Source organism: Desulfitobacterium sp. LBE (assembly GCF_007830365.1).
Lineage (GTDB): Bacteria > Bacillota > Desulfitobacteriia > Desulfitobacteriales > Desulfitobacteriaceae > Desulfitobacterium > Desulfitobacterium hafniense.
The window spans coordinates 2,879,341-2,893,216 of the sequence record NZ_VLKD01000001.1; the positions used below are offsets into that span (position 1 = coordinate 2,879,341).

Annotated in this window: 10 protein-coding genes and 1 pseudogene; 1 reads left to right on the forward strand and 10 read right to left on the reverse strand. The window is 46.3% G+C overall.

The genetic code is table 11. From position 1 onward, the window contains the following. The 9 genes and pseudogenes from DESLBE_RS27055 to DESLBE_RS13750 form a co-directional block, all read right to left on the reverse strand. Positions 1-454 (reverse strand): annotated as a pseudogene (locus DESLBE_RS27055) (collagen-like triple helix repeat-containing protein); the annotation flags it as partial. A 255-nt stretch (positions 455-709) separates the two neighbouring features. Beyond that, positions 710-2,773 carry a sigma-54-dependent Fis family transcriptional regulator gene (locus DESLBE_RS13715; protein ID WP_018307095.1) on the reverse strand — a complete coding sequence of 688 codons (2,064 nt, stop codon included), beginning with the start codon at positions 2,771-2,773 and terminating at the stop codon, positions 710-712. Between the two features lie 237 nt (positions 2,774-3,010). Next, positions 3,011-3,382: a SpoVA/SpoVAEb family sporulation membrane protein gene (locus DESLBE_RS13720; protein ID WP_015942859.1), complete on the reverse strand. Its 372-nt coding sequence runs from the start codon at positions 3,380-3,382 to the stop codon at positions 3,011-3,013. A 13-nt stretch (positions 3,383-3,395) separates the two neighbouring features. Continuing rightward, positions 3,396-3,779, reverse strand: a complete 384-nt coding sequence (locus tag DESLBE_RS13725; protein ID WP_018214300.1) for a SpoVA/SpoVAEb family sporulation membrane protein — start codon at positions 3,777-3,779, stop codon at positions 3,396-3,398. Between the two features lie 89 nt (positions 3,780-3,868). Then, a complete protein-coding gene (locus DESLBE_RS13730; RefSeq protein ID WP_015942857.1) occupies positions 3,869-4,684 on the reverse strand; it encodes a 4Fe-4S dicluster domain-containing protein in 816 nt (271 codons plus the stop codon). Positions 4,685-4,688: 4 nt separating this feature from the next. Beyond that, positions 4,689-7,259, reverse strand: coding sequence for a molybdopterin-dependent oxidoreductase (locus DESLBE_RS13735; RefSeq protein WP_015942856.1), 2,571 nt, complete (start codon positions 7,257-7,259; stop codon positions 4,689-4,691). 540 nt (positions 7,260-7,799) lie between these two features. After that, positions 7,800-8,903: an acyl-CoA dehydratase activase gene (locus DESLBE_RS13740; protein WP_015942855.1), complete on the reverse strand. Its 1,104-nt coding sequence runs from the start codon at positions 8,901-8,903 to the stop codon at positions 7,800-7,802. Further along, entirely contained in the window at positions 8,885-9,979 is a 1,095-nt protein-coding gene (locus DESLBE_RS13745) for a hypothetical protein (protein WP_144677325.1), read from the reverse strand. The genes DESLBE_RS13740 and DESLBE_RS13745 overlap by 19 nt, the downstream gene beginning before the upstream one ends. Next, entirely contained in the window at positions 9,972-10,913 is a 942-nt protein-coding gene (locus tag DESLBE_RS13750; RefSeq protein WP_026198966.1) for an acyl-CoA dehydratase activase-related protein, read from the reverse strand. Before DESLBE_RS13750 ends, DESLBE_RS13745 begins: the two co-directional genes overlap by 8 nt. Positions 10,914-11,187: 274 nt before the next feature. Between DESLBE_RS13750 and DESLBE_RS13755 the strand changes: the two genes are divergently transcribed. Next, positions 11,188-11,478, forward strand: coding sequence for a type II toxin-antitoxin system RelB/DinJ family antitoxin (locus DESLBE_RS13755; RefSeq protein WP_005809845.1), 291 nt, complete (start codon positions 11,188-11,190; stop codon positions 11,476-11,478). 395 nt (positions 11,479-11,873) lie between these two features. Here DESLBE_RS13755 and DESLBE_RS13770 read toward each other — a convergent pair whose 3' ends face one another. After that, entirely contained in the window at positions 11,874-13,847 is a 1,974-nt protein-coding gene (locus DESLBE_RS13770) for an FAD-dependent oxidoreductase (RefSeq protein ID WP_144677329.1), read from the reverse strand. Between the last annotated feature and the right edge of the window lie 29 nt (positions 13,848-13,876).

Consider the following 13,876-nt stretch of genomic DNA (forward strand, 5'->3'; position numbering starts at 1 on the left):
CACCGGTCGCTCCTGTTTCTCCTGCCGGGCCTGTCGCGCCGGTTACTCCCGTTTCTCCCGCTGGACCTGTGGCACCCGTGGCTCCTGTTGGCCCTGCCCCTCCATTCTGATCTAATGGATCAAGCTCTGCAGGCAGCACACGATGAGCTGCGATCAAATTTCCCTCGTTATCTTTTCCCCAAGCCGAAATCTCAACATTTTCCAAACTGGTGGTAAATTGAAACTGAAACGCATCAAAATTGGCTGAGTAGCTTCGTGTTGCCACCTCTCCAGGTTCCAGAATGAATACCTCCAAAACATACGCCGTAGTAGTGGTTCCAGATACATAAGATCCAGATATTTGCACAGAAGCAGATGCGGAATCATCATTCACTACTCTGACAGAAAGCACAGTAGTTGCTCTTATTCCGGAGACGGGTGAGTTTTCAATCAATCCCGTGGTTAATAGCGCCATGAATTTCATCTCCTCTTTTTTTCAAGCCTGCAATTCTATATAAATAGAAAATTGCTTTGCTTCATTAACAACTCTATTGAACAAAACACTAGCTTTAAAAAAACTTCAGTGTGCACTATTATATGCAACTTGTACACAATCTGTTAACGCAGACAGCCTTCATACTGAAACGCAATTTAACGATTAGCAAGCTCCTAGCACTTTTATGGCAAAAAAATAAACCCGATGTGTCAGGCTTATTTAAATACCATCAATTTATTTAATATCAATCCCATACTCTTTAAGTTTACGGTAAATAGTCGTCCTCCCAATCCCTAAGATTCTTGAAGCTTCGCTTGCATCATTTCCTGTTTGTGACAGAGCCTCAAAAATTACTTCTTTCTCAATTTCTGCTAAGGTTAGCTTCCTGGTGTTAACCTTGGTCCTAAAATAATCATTACTCGTAATTTCGTCTGGCAAATTGCTGAGTTCTATCACTCCATTTGTCGACATATTCACACCATAGACCATTGCATTTTGAAGTTGTCTTATATTTCCTGGCCAACTGTATTCCTTAATCTTTTGGTAAGAAGCCGGACTGAGTTTGGGCACTTCACTCATCAATTTTTTCGAGATGTCCTCAATGAAATATTCCGCTAAAAGGATTGCATCATGATCTCTTTCGCGAAGGGGAGGGATAGTGATTTTAAAGATGGATAATCGAAAATACAAATCTTCGCGGAAGGTTTTTTCTTTCACCATTAGAGAAAGATTCTTATTGGTTGCAGCGATCACACGGAAATCTACCGGAATACCTCTGCTTCCCCCAAGCCTTGTAACCCTTTTTTCTTCAAGAACACGCAATAGTACGGGCTGGATTTCCAGTGGCATATCTCCAATTTCATCTAAAAACAAGGTTCCCCCGTTAGCCAATTCAATTTTGCCCGGACGTCCATTACGATCTGCACCTGTAAAGGTTCCTCCTTCATAACCAAACAATTCGCTTTCAATTAGATTTCGTGGTAATGAGGCACAATTCACTGCAACGAAAGGACCGTCTGCCTTATACGAATTATGTATTGACTGGGCGAAAAGTTCTTTTCCTGTGCCACTTTCCCCAATAAGCAATACATTATAGCCTGTTCTCGCGACATTCTGGGCAATTTGAATAGACTTTGCTAAGGATGTGCTTTTCCCCTTAATATCTTCGAATTTAAAGCTCGCAGGAGTTCCGCCACGGTTCGCAACCATACGATTGACTTTATCTGAACGCGATAAGCGAATTACTGCACCACTGTTATATTTTCCTTGACCATCCGCAATCGGCCGAATATTCAGTAAATATTGAGTGTCACGTCCCCGGTTCATAAATATCGTCTCATATTCCTGGACGAATCTCCCCTTATGAATGGATTCATTAATTATGATAAGTTGATCATCCTTCACAAATTCGGAAAGATGCCTGCCTATAATTTTCTCTTGAGGATTAGAAGCAAGAATATTAATCCCTTCTTTATTGATATGAGAAATATAGCAATTTTCATTGACTGTTATGACTCCGTCATCAATAAGTGATAATGTCGCTTCCAATGTTCCATTCATTAGCGTCATAGAATTATTTTGTTTTTTAAGTTCCAGTAAATTTTCAATCGCATACCCCATAGCCATAACCCATCCAAGTGAATGAGCTTGAATATTTTGCATATCTTTTCTGGCCAGCATTTGGACAACGACTAATGTACCGATTACGCTTCCATGATCGTTGAATATAGGAGTCGCCGAACTGATATTATCTTGTAAAATCATACTATAATTATATGGACCAATAAATTGGATCGGTTTACGATGACGTATGCATAGGGTATGAGCTGAGGTGCCGATTATTTTTTCATTTAATAAAGAAGAAAGTCTTATATTTAACTTATTAAAAGCTTCGATCTCCTTTTTAGAGCCTTCTATAAGAAGTACTACGCCATTCTCGTCCGTTAAAACCATTATAAAATTTGAGTAATTTAGAATTTCATGAAAATTGTGTATGTAATTAGATGCTGTCTCTACTAGATCCGCTTTTTTTGCTATAACTTTTTCGAATTTATTTGCCTCTAAAAGTACCTCAAAACTTTTTACGTAGGGATCAAGGTGTTGGTTCTTGGCCACGATCCATGATTCCGCTACTTCCCTGGGAATGATTGGGTCTAAGCGGGGGTCAACGTTTTCCTCAATGAATTTTCTTTTAGAATCTTTTACTTCGTCCCATAGGTTAGTGCTTAGCTTGTTTTCTTGTTTAAGAAAATTATCACAACTTAATAGAAGGCTCGGATTTTGGATAAAGTACACCACTTCTTTTTCACCTCTATGACTTAATTGTTTAAGTGCATTTCTTGTGAAAAGTTACTCCTATCTAATTATAGCATATGCCTGTCATTTTACGTTGTTTTTACAAAAATTATCATAAACTTTGGTTGACTTGGCACAGTGAGGTCAAACTAAACTACAGATGGATAAAACTCCACCTGTAGTAAGTATAACTATGTATTTTGGCAACCTGAGTGAGTAAAATTCAAAAACAACTGAGAGCTACGATGTCATCCCGTCCGCAAAATCCTGTTTCCGGCGGCTTTTTATGACAGCTAAACGTAAAGACCCTGCCGCTATACCCATGAGAGTTAAAATAACTAAGAGACCAAGTATGAGAACAATCGGTTCCTGATTGCCGTTCATAAGTTCTAATGTGGCTCCGGTAATTGCATTGCCCGCTCCCATAACCATCACCAATAGACCTGCACCGCCCCACTCACTGAGAGCTGTCATCATGCCATAAGGCGTAAGCAGCGCACCTAAACCTAGACCTAAAATAAGAATGCGTGGTGGATCCAATTTAGTAAATATCATAAAAATTTGAAATAGTGCCGACAAAATTCCACCCAATAAAAACGCGGCAATATACATCTTGAGGACCTCCCTAAATAGTGTAGAAGGCGATAACGCCGACAAGAACCGCTAAAATTGTCCCAATCCCTAATATATACAGAACAAATAAAAGTGCCTCTTTTACAGCATCGCGAGTCGATCCGGTATTAATTTTAGCTCCCGAATAAATTCCCCCTATAGCAGCAACCAAGCCGCAAAGAGGAAGAATCGCTCCAAAGGCCCCTATCTTCTCAATTTTCTGGTAGATTCCGCTGATAAACAGGACTCCTCCCATCATACCCAATACTAACAAGGTCACGAGAACAACCATCATTGAGAAACCTCCCAGCAAGGAAGAGATTACGGAAATCAGGCTTTGTCCCACCACGGCAAAAATACCCCCAACAATAAATGCTGACACAATTTGTTTAAACATACATAGGATGCCCCTTTCGGAAACAATTTGATGGACGGCGGCGGATTGCCAATGACGATCCGCCATCCGTTCCTTATTCCCACAACGGATTACACCTGTTTTTGAAGGGCAATATCCTCCACTTTCAAGCTATCTTCTACCCAAAAGCCATTTAACACATAGACTTGATAGCCTTCCTTTTTAGCCGTTAAAGAATATTTGCCTGCCTCCAATTTTTTAAACCAATAGTCGCCGAAGTTATCCGTTGTTTCTTTGAGGACCTTACCCGTATCAATATTTGTCAAAGTCACTTCTACTCCGCTTAAACACTCATCAATATTCGGATCGTAGATTTCACCCGCAACAAATAACTTGGGCAGGTTCAAATAGTATACACGGGGTTTCATACCATACTCAGGATTCATCACCTCTGCCTTGGTTAAGATATTCACAAATTCGCTCTCATCCCCGAACATCAAAGCTCCGGTTGCGCAGGCATCAACACAACGGGGCTCTTTCCCTTCGACGATAAGTTGGGCGCACCCTGTGCATTTTTGAGGAATGTCGAGGGTGTCATTCCAGTATACCGCCTCATATGGGCAAACTTCAGCAATTGCTCTCTGGCCTTTTGCTTTTTCCGGGTCAATAATAACCAGTCCATCAGGACGTTTATAGACAGCATTGTTTTTCGCAACTTTGATACAGGAGGCATCATCACAGTGCATGCAGGGTTTAGCAAAATATTCGACCTTTACTTTGGGTACCTGACCATGAGTCTTTTGATTGACTTTCATCCAAAAATGCCCGGTATCAGGCTGGGGCTTGGCATAGGGAGACCAGTCATTATCAACATGCTCATCCTTACAGGCTACCTGGCAGCCGTAGCATCCATTGCATTTTGCAGCATCAAATACAAATACTTTCATTTTTTTACCCCCCAATGATCCAAGAATCAACAACCAAACCAGCATTCGGATCGTATTTCTTGGCAAATGCTTCAGGATATTGCGCCTTTAACTCATTAATGTCGACCTTGGCGACTCCCACCAAATAGCCGCTCGTAACCTCACCTGCACAGTTTTTAGAAGTGGTCATCGTCGGGCAGATTAAATTATTCGCACCGGATCGGTCGCTTTCACCCGGAACAATCATATCTATTCTTGCACCATGGTCTTGGTAGACCACGCCGGGCATAATGCGTTCTGTAATATAAGCCCCGCCGAGTACATATCCTCTCTCGTTAAATAGCTTGACAATATCGCCCTTATGGATCCCCAATTCCTCCGCATCGACTGGGTTAATCCAAACCGGTTCATACATATAACCGTCGGCTCCTTTAACTTTACAGGTTTCGATTTCTCTGAACCAGGTTACATCATCTAAGTTCGCATGGACGCGCCAACGGGGGTGATTCGAAACGATTAGGAATGGATATTTTTCCGATCTCGGGTGAAGCAGACTTTCTTGATGGCTTTCCCCAAAGGGAATCCACTTGGGAATGGGTTGCCGTTCTTTATCATCCGGGAAGAATTCCTCAAGTCCTGTAGCGTAAAACTCGATCTTTCCTGTAGGAGTTTGCAGCGGATTGACTTCGGGTTCATTATAGAAGGGGCTGAAACCAGCCTGGTCCTCTTCCCAACCCTCTGCGGTAGGAATCATGTAGTAATCTTTTTCACGAAACTCTTCATAAGAAATCTTGTGAGCTACCCCTGATGTTTCAAAACCTGCTTTAATCCAATCTTCAATAGATTTCCCTTTAGTATACTCTTCATAGAGACCCAGCTTTTTCGCAACTTCACATACCGCTTCATAATCGCTCTTGGATTCATAAAGTGGTTCGATGCATTGACCTTCATGGAAAATATGATTAAACTGGCCGCTAAAGACATCCACAGAGATGTCTTGCTCCTCAAGTTTTGTGTTGATTGGCAGAATAATGTCTGCAAATAAACAGTCATTTTCCAGCCAAGGATGCTGAATTACAACGAATTCAATCTTGGGAGAACGCAAGGCCTTGATCATGTTGTTTCCACCGGACCAACATGTTGTCCAGCAAGGTGTGTCACTCCATATCATGTGAATTTCCGAACCACCATCATCAGCCGGGTATTTATACTGGATGAATTGATCTTCGCGGGGGAATCCGGCTATTGTTGTGCCGTACCAAGTGATAGGCTCATCTCTCAATATGGCTTCCGGAACCAGAGTTTTAGGAATAAACTGTTTTGGAATCGTAAAATACCAACCATGATAAGCGCCTTCAACATTGGGAAGAATTTCAGGTCTCGGATGGGGAATTTGGTCAAACATATTGAAGAGGCCCCACTCGATCATTTTCAATTGGTTTCTGCCCGGCTTTCCTAATCCCTGCATGGCGAGCAAACAGACTTCTAAACGACCAGGCTCCGAGGAATAGGCTGCTCTGACATAGGAACCTCCATTACAGTGTACAATCGTTGTAGCTCGGGCGGCCCATTCTCTCGCTAAAGCTTTGATCGTTCTGGATGGAACACCGCAGATCTCTGCTGCCCAACCTGGGGTCTTAGGAAGTCCGTCTTCTTTACCTAACACATAATCCGCAAATTGATTAAATCCATGGGTATGGGTTTCAATAAAACCTTTATCGTAGGTATTTTCTGTAATCCAGGTGTAGGCAATTGCCAGTTGCAATGCAGCATCCGTATTGGGTCTTACAGGTATCCATTTGTCGGCGTGAACTGCAGCTCCATAATTTACATCGGGGCAAACATAAATCGATTTAATACCGATTTCCGTGAACCAATAACATAATCTACTGGCCTGTTGACCTGACCATCCCCAAGTCGTGGTTTCTGGGTCACAACCCCAGAAAAGCAAAATTTCCGAGTTATCAGCAACATCTTTCCATAGATTTGTTTGTGTACCTTGGCCCACTGGGTCTTGTCCCCATACATGCTTTGCTCCCCAATACCAGCCTTCCCAACTGTCCGGGTTCCGTGCCTGAACAGTGTAACCGCCCAACAGCTCAAGTAATCCGGTTTGACATCCGTGGGGACCATGAATTGCCTTCGTCTCACCGTGTCCGTCAGCTTGGGCCAAAACGGAACATGGACCATAGGTACTTTGAACTCTCTTAAGCTCTTTGGCGATTAACTCTGCTGCTTCATCCCAGGAAATCCTCACAAACTTACTTTTGCCTCTGTTTTGAGGATTACGCTCCCCTTCAGGATCCCAGTCTACCCGTTTTAGTGGGTAAGGAATTCGGTTTGGTGAATAAACACGTTTTTTATAAGCCATACTGAAGGGTGGTATTAAGGATTTCATCGTCGGTTCAAAAACCTTGCCCCGCGCTTTGATCTTCCATGGTTTCATTTCTTCAGGTTTGTACTCTTTGTCAAAGTGAAGTGGACGAATACGTAAAATCTTGCCATCCTTAACATCAACCTCTGCTGAATTGGATCCAATACCGAAGCCGCACCAACCGAGCCCCTTAATATGGGTTTGAATTTGACCTTTTTCCATTGATCTTTCCCCTTCCTAAGATAAGTGTTAATAGTATGAAAAAGCTACCCCTACCAAATCACCTCCTTTCAGTAAGCGGGACTTTATTTGTTTTCGTTCTTAGTCAAATCAGCTTTACATTTTCTGCATTCTTTGGTATCCGGCGGGTTCATAGCCCCGCACTCGGAACATTTTATTGGCTTTTGAGCTGTTGGTGGTCTAAAACACATTTCTGATTCCCCCGTTTCTGCATCACTTTGATACCTATTGAATTTTTACGCTAAATATTTCACATAAATAAACTGTAGCAATTTTCATGCCACTTTATGGGTGCTATGAAATCAGCTGTTGCAGAAACTCTATTCGAAAAAAGAGGACATTAATTCCAATTCGGTAACCAGTTTGGAATTAACAATCGGGTCATGGCACCAATTTTCATTCATCAGTGGTGCCGCTATGCGACATGGAAGTCTGATACGTAAAGAAAATGCCGGCATTTTTGCCGGCGCCCTCTATAACTCACGTTCCAACTTCCTGAAATCTCTTTTACCCGCTCCCTCATTACGATACCATTTCATCACCCTTAACAACGGGCTCTTCCTTTTTCCTCACTGCTTCGCTGCCCCGCACTGCTCCCTTATCGCATTTGTTGCCCCAGGCGTCGATCAGCTCTTCATTCCTGTAAACACAAATGACTTCACAGTTATTGGGGCACCCCTGGCATTCCACACCCCGGGTATCAAAATGCATCTCCGTCATGCTGAAATTGAAATCCTGTTCCTGGCCGGAGCTTTTGGCCAACAAGGCCGCGCCTAGGGCTCCCATCAAATGGGCATGAGGGTCCACATGGATGGTTTCGCCGGTTGCTTCCTCAAAGGCTTTGATCACCCCAACATTTTTGCTGACGCCCCCCTGGAAGACGATGGGGGCTTTGGTGTGTTTGCCTTTGCCCACATTATTCAGGTAATTGGCTACTACGGCATGGCACAATCCGGCCACAATATCCTCTTTTTTATGGCCGATCTGAGCCTTGTGCACCATATCCGACTCGGCAAAAACCGTGCATCGGGCCGCTATTTTGGTGGGATTCTGGGACCGCAAGGCCAGTTCGCCGAATTCTTCCACTTCCATCCCCAGCCGCTTGGCCTGGGAGGACAGGAAGGAACCTGTACCGGCGGCACACAAGGTATTCATGGCATAATCCACCACAATCCCGTCTTCCACCAGAATAATCTTGGAATCCTGACCGCCTATTTCAAAAATAGTCCGGACATCTGGATACACGGACAGGGTTCCCACGGCGTGAGCCGTGATTTCATTTTTGACCACCTGGGCATTGAGGAGGGCGCCGATCAAGCGCCTGGCTGAGCCGGTGGTGCCCACGGCCTTAATCTCAATACCCTGAGTGACACGATTGCCGCTATCACCATTACTGCTGTTGTCGTTACCGCCATTACCGCTGATATCATCATTACCGTCAGCATCTTTAGTGCAATTAATACCGTCGATCTGAGCTTTGAGGTCGGCAATTACTGCCTTAACGGCCTCCACCGGGTTCCCTTCCGTCCACAAGTACTTCTCGGCCAGAATCTTGTTGTTCTGGTCAATGATCACACCTTTGGTGGAAATGGAACCGCTGTCCACTCCTAAATAACATTTTGCCATCTGTTCGCTTCCCTTCTCATCATCAGCATGTCATGGAACGCTTCCAAGCGTGTGAGCACCCCGGTTTCGGAGGTCTGAGCATCAAAACTGAAATACAGTATGGGCATTTTGTAATCATTGCTGATATTCTGCATCATGGGCATGGAATTGACTTCCGGCGTGCATCCGAAAGGTTTGACATGGATGACCCCGTCATAGCCGGCTTCAGCCAGCATTTTCGCCCGGGCCACACTGTCTGTGCCATCGGCGCCGATTTCATACTCCAGATAGTTTCCTGCCAGCTTCAGCAAGTCACTGGATTGGGGATGATGACGCAGCAAATAGGATACAGTGATGAAGCGGGTGACCTGGATGCCCTTTTTCGCCAGCTCCTTTTCGATGAAACAGCTGCTGAAAGGCTCCATAAGGGTATAGAGCTCTCCGACGATCCCCACTCTGAGAGGATTGTCCGGTTTATTGACTTCCAGTTGGCGGAATAGGGCATCGTATTTTCGATAGAGTTTGTCCAGGCTCCGGAAGCCTTCCACAGCGGCAAGCTCCCGGAGGAACTCCTTGTGCAGCAGCTCAAAGCTACCCTCCCGGACGGCAAAGCCGATATTGCTGCGGATCATATGATCCAAGGAGTCCATGGCCTCGATCATTTTAAAGGTCAGCTGAAAGTAGTAGGCAAATCGGGCCAAGGACAGTTGGGGATTCAAGCGCTTAAAGCGGTTGAAAAAGGCCAGGGGATTGACTTTTTCGTTGTCGATCAGGCTAATGAACTCAAAATCATAGCCTAGATCTCTTAAGATCTGTTCCTGAATTTCCCCATAATACCCGAACCGGCAGCCCCCGCCGGACTGAACCAGGATATTCGCCCCTTGCTCCAGGGCTTCCAGGTAGTTGCCCAGGTTATATTTAAAGGGTACACAAACAAAATCCGGGCTGTATTTCGAGCCCAGTTCCAAGGTTTTTTTGGTAATGGGGGGCGGGGTCAGAACCTGAATATTCTCCAGAACATGCTTGAGCAGAAATTCGATGGCCACATGGTAATTTCCAATGTGGGGAAAACTCATGATCTTTTCCTGACTAGCCAATTTGTGCTTCCCTCCCGGTCTTTTTCCTTTCCATGATGATATCGACAAAGCTTTCAATTCTGGTCTGCAGACCTGCTTCTCCCTGGAGTTCATCCACGATGATATTAGCCATGGGAACGCCTTTTATTTTTCTCAGGCACAATTCATTGACCAGGGAATCGGGACCGCAGGGGAAGGTGGAAATGAAGATGATCCCATCGATGTTCTGCTGATAATGATCAATGGCTCCAATGAGTTCTTTGTTGAAGGTCCAATAGAGGGTGTCCGAGATGAGCCTTGACTTGAGGGCGGTTTTCTTTTTGTCGGCGGCATCGGCATAAACAGGCACAATACCCAGGCTTTCCAAGTGCTTGACGACCGGATAGCCCACCACCTTGTCGTAGGTGTTGTAATCATGGGCGATAATGAGTATTTTCAGCTTGTCTTTGCCCTGAATGAGGCTCTCCTGCTCTTCGGCCAACTGCAGCTCCATCTTCTTTTGCAGCCGCTTCCCTTTAAGATAAGCTTTTAAGACCAGGGCGGGGTTTTTGCCCAGTTCCCTGCCCATCTTCATAAAGCCTTTGAATTCACTTTCCTGATGTGCCATATCGATGTTGTAGCTGAGCAGGTTGACTTCTTTAAAGGTATTTTTGACGATATCGTAGAGGGCGTTGAACTTGGTGCATACTTCTTCTTTTCTGCCGAAACCGACGATCCTGGGTACTAAGATAAAGTCTGCCTTTCCCCTCAGATAAGCAAGATGGCCCATATAAATCTTGGCGGAAAGGCAGCTTTCATCGATGGAGGAATCAATGCCCTCTTTGAGAATCTTCTTATTGGTTTCCGGGCTTAAGATGACCTGGCAATTCAATTCCGCGAAAAAGGTTTGCCATAGGTACTGATATTTAAAGAAGAGAAAAGCCCGGGGAATTCCGATGGTGATTTTGTCTTTCAATAGTGTGTCACTTCTTTCCTGGAGGTTTCCTTGAACGGGAGCGGGCCGGCAAGGGGGGTTCGATAACGGCAGCAGCATAATTGCCAACCCTCTGGTAATTCTAACCACTTATACCCAATTTCATAAGTCGTAAACAAATGGGCAATCCTTCCCGTGCATAATCCCTTGCTGTTGCTGACCGGCCTAAGTTCCAGCGGGTTGACTTTTATAACATTGTATTGCATTTGTACATATAATGTAATATGTTAAATATACTATAGTGAGGTGATTTCAGATGGCAAAGAGTTCAAGCATGTATATCCGCATTGACCCAAAAATCAAAGCCGAGGTAGAGGAGATTTACGCGCGATACGGCATGAGCATTACTGATGCCATAAATGTTTTCCTTTACCAGTCTCGCAACGTCAATGGACTTCCTTTCGATTTGCGCCCGTCTGCACAGGAAACGCGTGTTCCTTTATCTCCAAGCATGAAGGGTGCCTTAAGAAAATACGCCGACCCTGCCTTAAGAGCGAAGGAAGAAGGCGCGTGGGAAAAGGCGGCGGAAAAGCATGAAGGCATTTGATACCAACGCCGTCCTGCGTTATATCTTGCAGGATGATAAGAAAATGGCGGATGTGGTTGAGGATCATCTTAAACAGGGAGACTCCTTTATCCTACGGAGGTAATCGCGGAAGTAGTATATGTCCTGAGCGGAGTGTATCAGGTACCCCGCCAGGAAATAACGGCGGTTATTTCAGGCGTCTTGATGGAAGATGTAGCAGTGACCAATGCCACAGTGATCATAAAGGGACTGGAAACCTTTGCGACAACTACCCTCGATTTTGTAGATTGCCTTATGGTTGGATATCAAAAAGAAGAAAGACCAAACCGCTTCTAAGTCTTGTTTGAAAGCGGTTTGGTCTTTAATTGGTCATTATTTTGATTTCATGGCTTCTTTAATGGCTGCGGAAGTGATGGTTAGACTCGCCGGCGCGCGGCGTTGCGGCCGGCCAGCCGGCCAAAGGTAACGCTGCGTCCGGCGGCGGCACCGGCCAGCAGGTTCACATAGCTGCCGTGAAAATAACCGCCTGAGCAGTCGCCCGCAACGTACAGGCCTTCGATGGCGTTGCCGTCTTTATCGATGGCGTTCATGTCGGTATTGATCTTGACGCCGTCCATGGTGGCGATGAAGTATCCGCCGCACTGGCGGGTGCCGTAAAAGGGCGCGGTGCGCAGTTGGGAAAGGCGGAAGGGCTCTTTGTCAAAGTCTTCGTCCTTCTGTTGATCGTAAAGCTCATTATAGCGGTCTACCGTTGCTTTGAGGTTGTCGGCGGGAATGTTCAGCTTCCCGGCCAGCTCTTCGATGGTATCGGCCTGGACGATGTATCCCTGCTTCTGAAGATCGGGATTCATGACGTTCTGGATATACTCCATGGGGAAAACCGATTCCGTACCGTTGGCATGAGGATAGAGGCGGGAGCAGCCGTGGCTCTCGAAACGTTTGATATCCTCGGGATAGTCGGCATCCCAGATCATAGCGTAAGTATGCTCCGGCAGCAGGTTGAAGGCAGTGTGGAGAATATGGTCATAGCTGCCGGATTCATTGGTAAACCGGCGGCCTTTCAGGTCTACCTTCAGGAAGGGCTGGGAGCCCATCCAGAACCAGCCGGCATCTTCCGGGCCGGAGGCATCAGGCTTCACGCAGGCCCGGTCAAAGATCATGCTTGCGTGGGTCTCATCCATTATGCCGCCGGCCCACAGGCAGGCTTTGATCCCCTGGCCGGAACTGCCTGGGAAAGAGCGGTTAACACCGGTCATCTTCAGCGTCTCGGGCTGGAGAGCCTGGAGCATCTCAGTGTTGTTGGAGTAGCCCCCGGTGCACACAATCACACCTTTGGAAGCGTTGTAGCGCACGTATTTATCGCCGCTTTTGGCAAGGATGCCGGTGACCTTGCTTCCGTCTTTCAGGAGCTTGATCATCTCCGTATCGTGGTGAACTTCAAGCCCTTTGGCCTTGTAATCGTCCAAGAGAAGAAACATGGTGAATTGGGACTTGTATTCCCTGCCCTCCCACTGGACGGAATGGCCCACATCATAAAATTCAAATTTCTCTCCGGTGTCGTGATTATCCACCTCGTGGAGGACTTTCACGTCATGCTTGGCCATGCGCTCGGTATACCAGTCAATGGCCTCACCGGAATTATCCGCCCAAACCTTGAAAAGCCTCTGGTCGCCATAGCCTTGGGAATGCTGATACATCAGGCGTATCACGTCAAATTTATCCGGGTTATCCTTGTTGGCGATCTGCTGCTTTGAGCCAATGGCCCCAAGTGTATCACGGATGCCGGAACCGCCGAAGTCCGCGCCCGATTTCTCGATAAGCACGGTTTTCGCGCCTTCTTCAACGGCTGAGCAGGCGGCAAAGGTGCCGGAGGTCCCGGCGCCAATGACCACCACCTCATAATCATAGGTTTTGACGATCTCGCTGTCGGCGATCTCCGGTGCTTGGCCAAGCCAGTCGGTACCTGCGGAGCCGGAAGAGCCCGGGGAGACGACAACGGGGTTGCCGCCGGCCTGGGTGATGCAATCGGCCGCGGCCTTCATAACCGCCTTGCTGGTGATCGATGCACCGGATACGCCGTCGACCTGCACGCTCTGACCGTCAAGGATCTGAGCGATAAGCGTATCCTTAGCTGCCTGGCCGATGCCTGCGGTCTCGTTGGCCAGGTCAAGAACCACATCGGTGATGGTGTTCTCGTCGAAAGTCATGGTAACGGTTACTTCGCCCATGCCCTGGGCGGTGGCAGTATAGGTGCCGGGCTTGTAAGTCCCTTTGGGGGCAGAGGCAGGGGAACCGGACGAACAGCCGCTGAGGATACCGAGGGTGCTTGTACTGACGACACCTGCTGCAGCGGCCTTTAAAAAGTCGCGGCGGGAAAAATCCTTTTTCATTTTAATCCCTCTCTTTTTCTTGTTCGCGC

Bases quoted from the DNA above. Each gene is read 5' to 3' on its own strand.
- DESLBE_RS13735 (WP_015942856.1), bottom strand. From the start codon at position 7,259: ATGGAAAAAGGTCAAATTCAAACCCATATTAAGGGGCTCGGTTGGTGC.
- DESLBE_RS13725 (WP_018214300.1), bottom strand. From the start codon at position 3,779: ATGTTTAAACAAATTGTGTCAGCATTTATTGTTGGGGGTATTTTTGCC.
- DESLBE_RS13720 (WP_015942859.1), bottom strand. From the start codon at position 3,382: ATGTATATTGCCGCGTTTTTATTGGGTGGAATTTTGTCGGCACTATTT.
- DESLBE_RS13770 (WP_144677329.1), bottom strand. From the start codon at position 13,847: ATGAAAAAGGATTTTTCCCGCCGCGACTTTTTAAAGGCCGCTGCAGCA.
- DESLBE_RS13730 (WP_015942857.1), bottom strand. From the start codon at position 4,684: ATGAAAGTATTTGTATTTGATGCTGCAAAATGCAATGGATGCTACGGC.
- DESLBE_RS13740 (WP_015942855.1), bottom strand. From the start codon at position 8,903: ATGGCAAAATGTTATTTAGGAGTGGACAGCGGTTCCATTTCCACCAAA.
- DESLBE_RS13755 (WP_005809845.1), top strand. From the start codon at position 11,188: ATGGCAAAGAGTTCAAGCATGTATATCCGCATTGACCCAAAAATCAAA.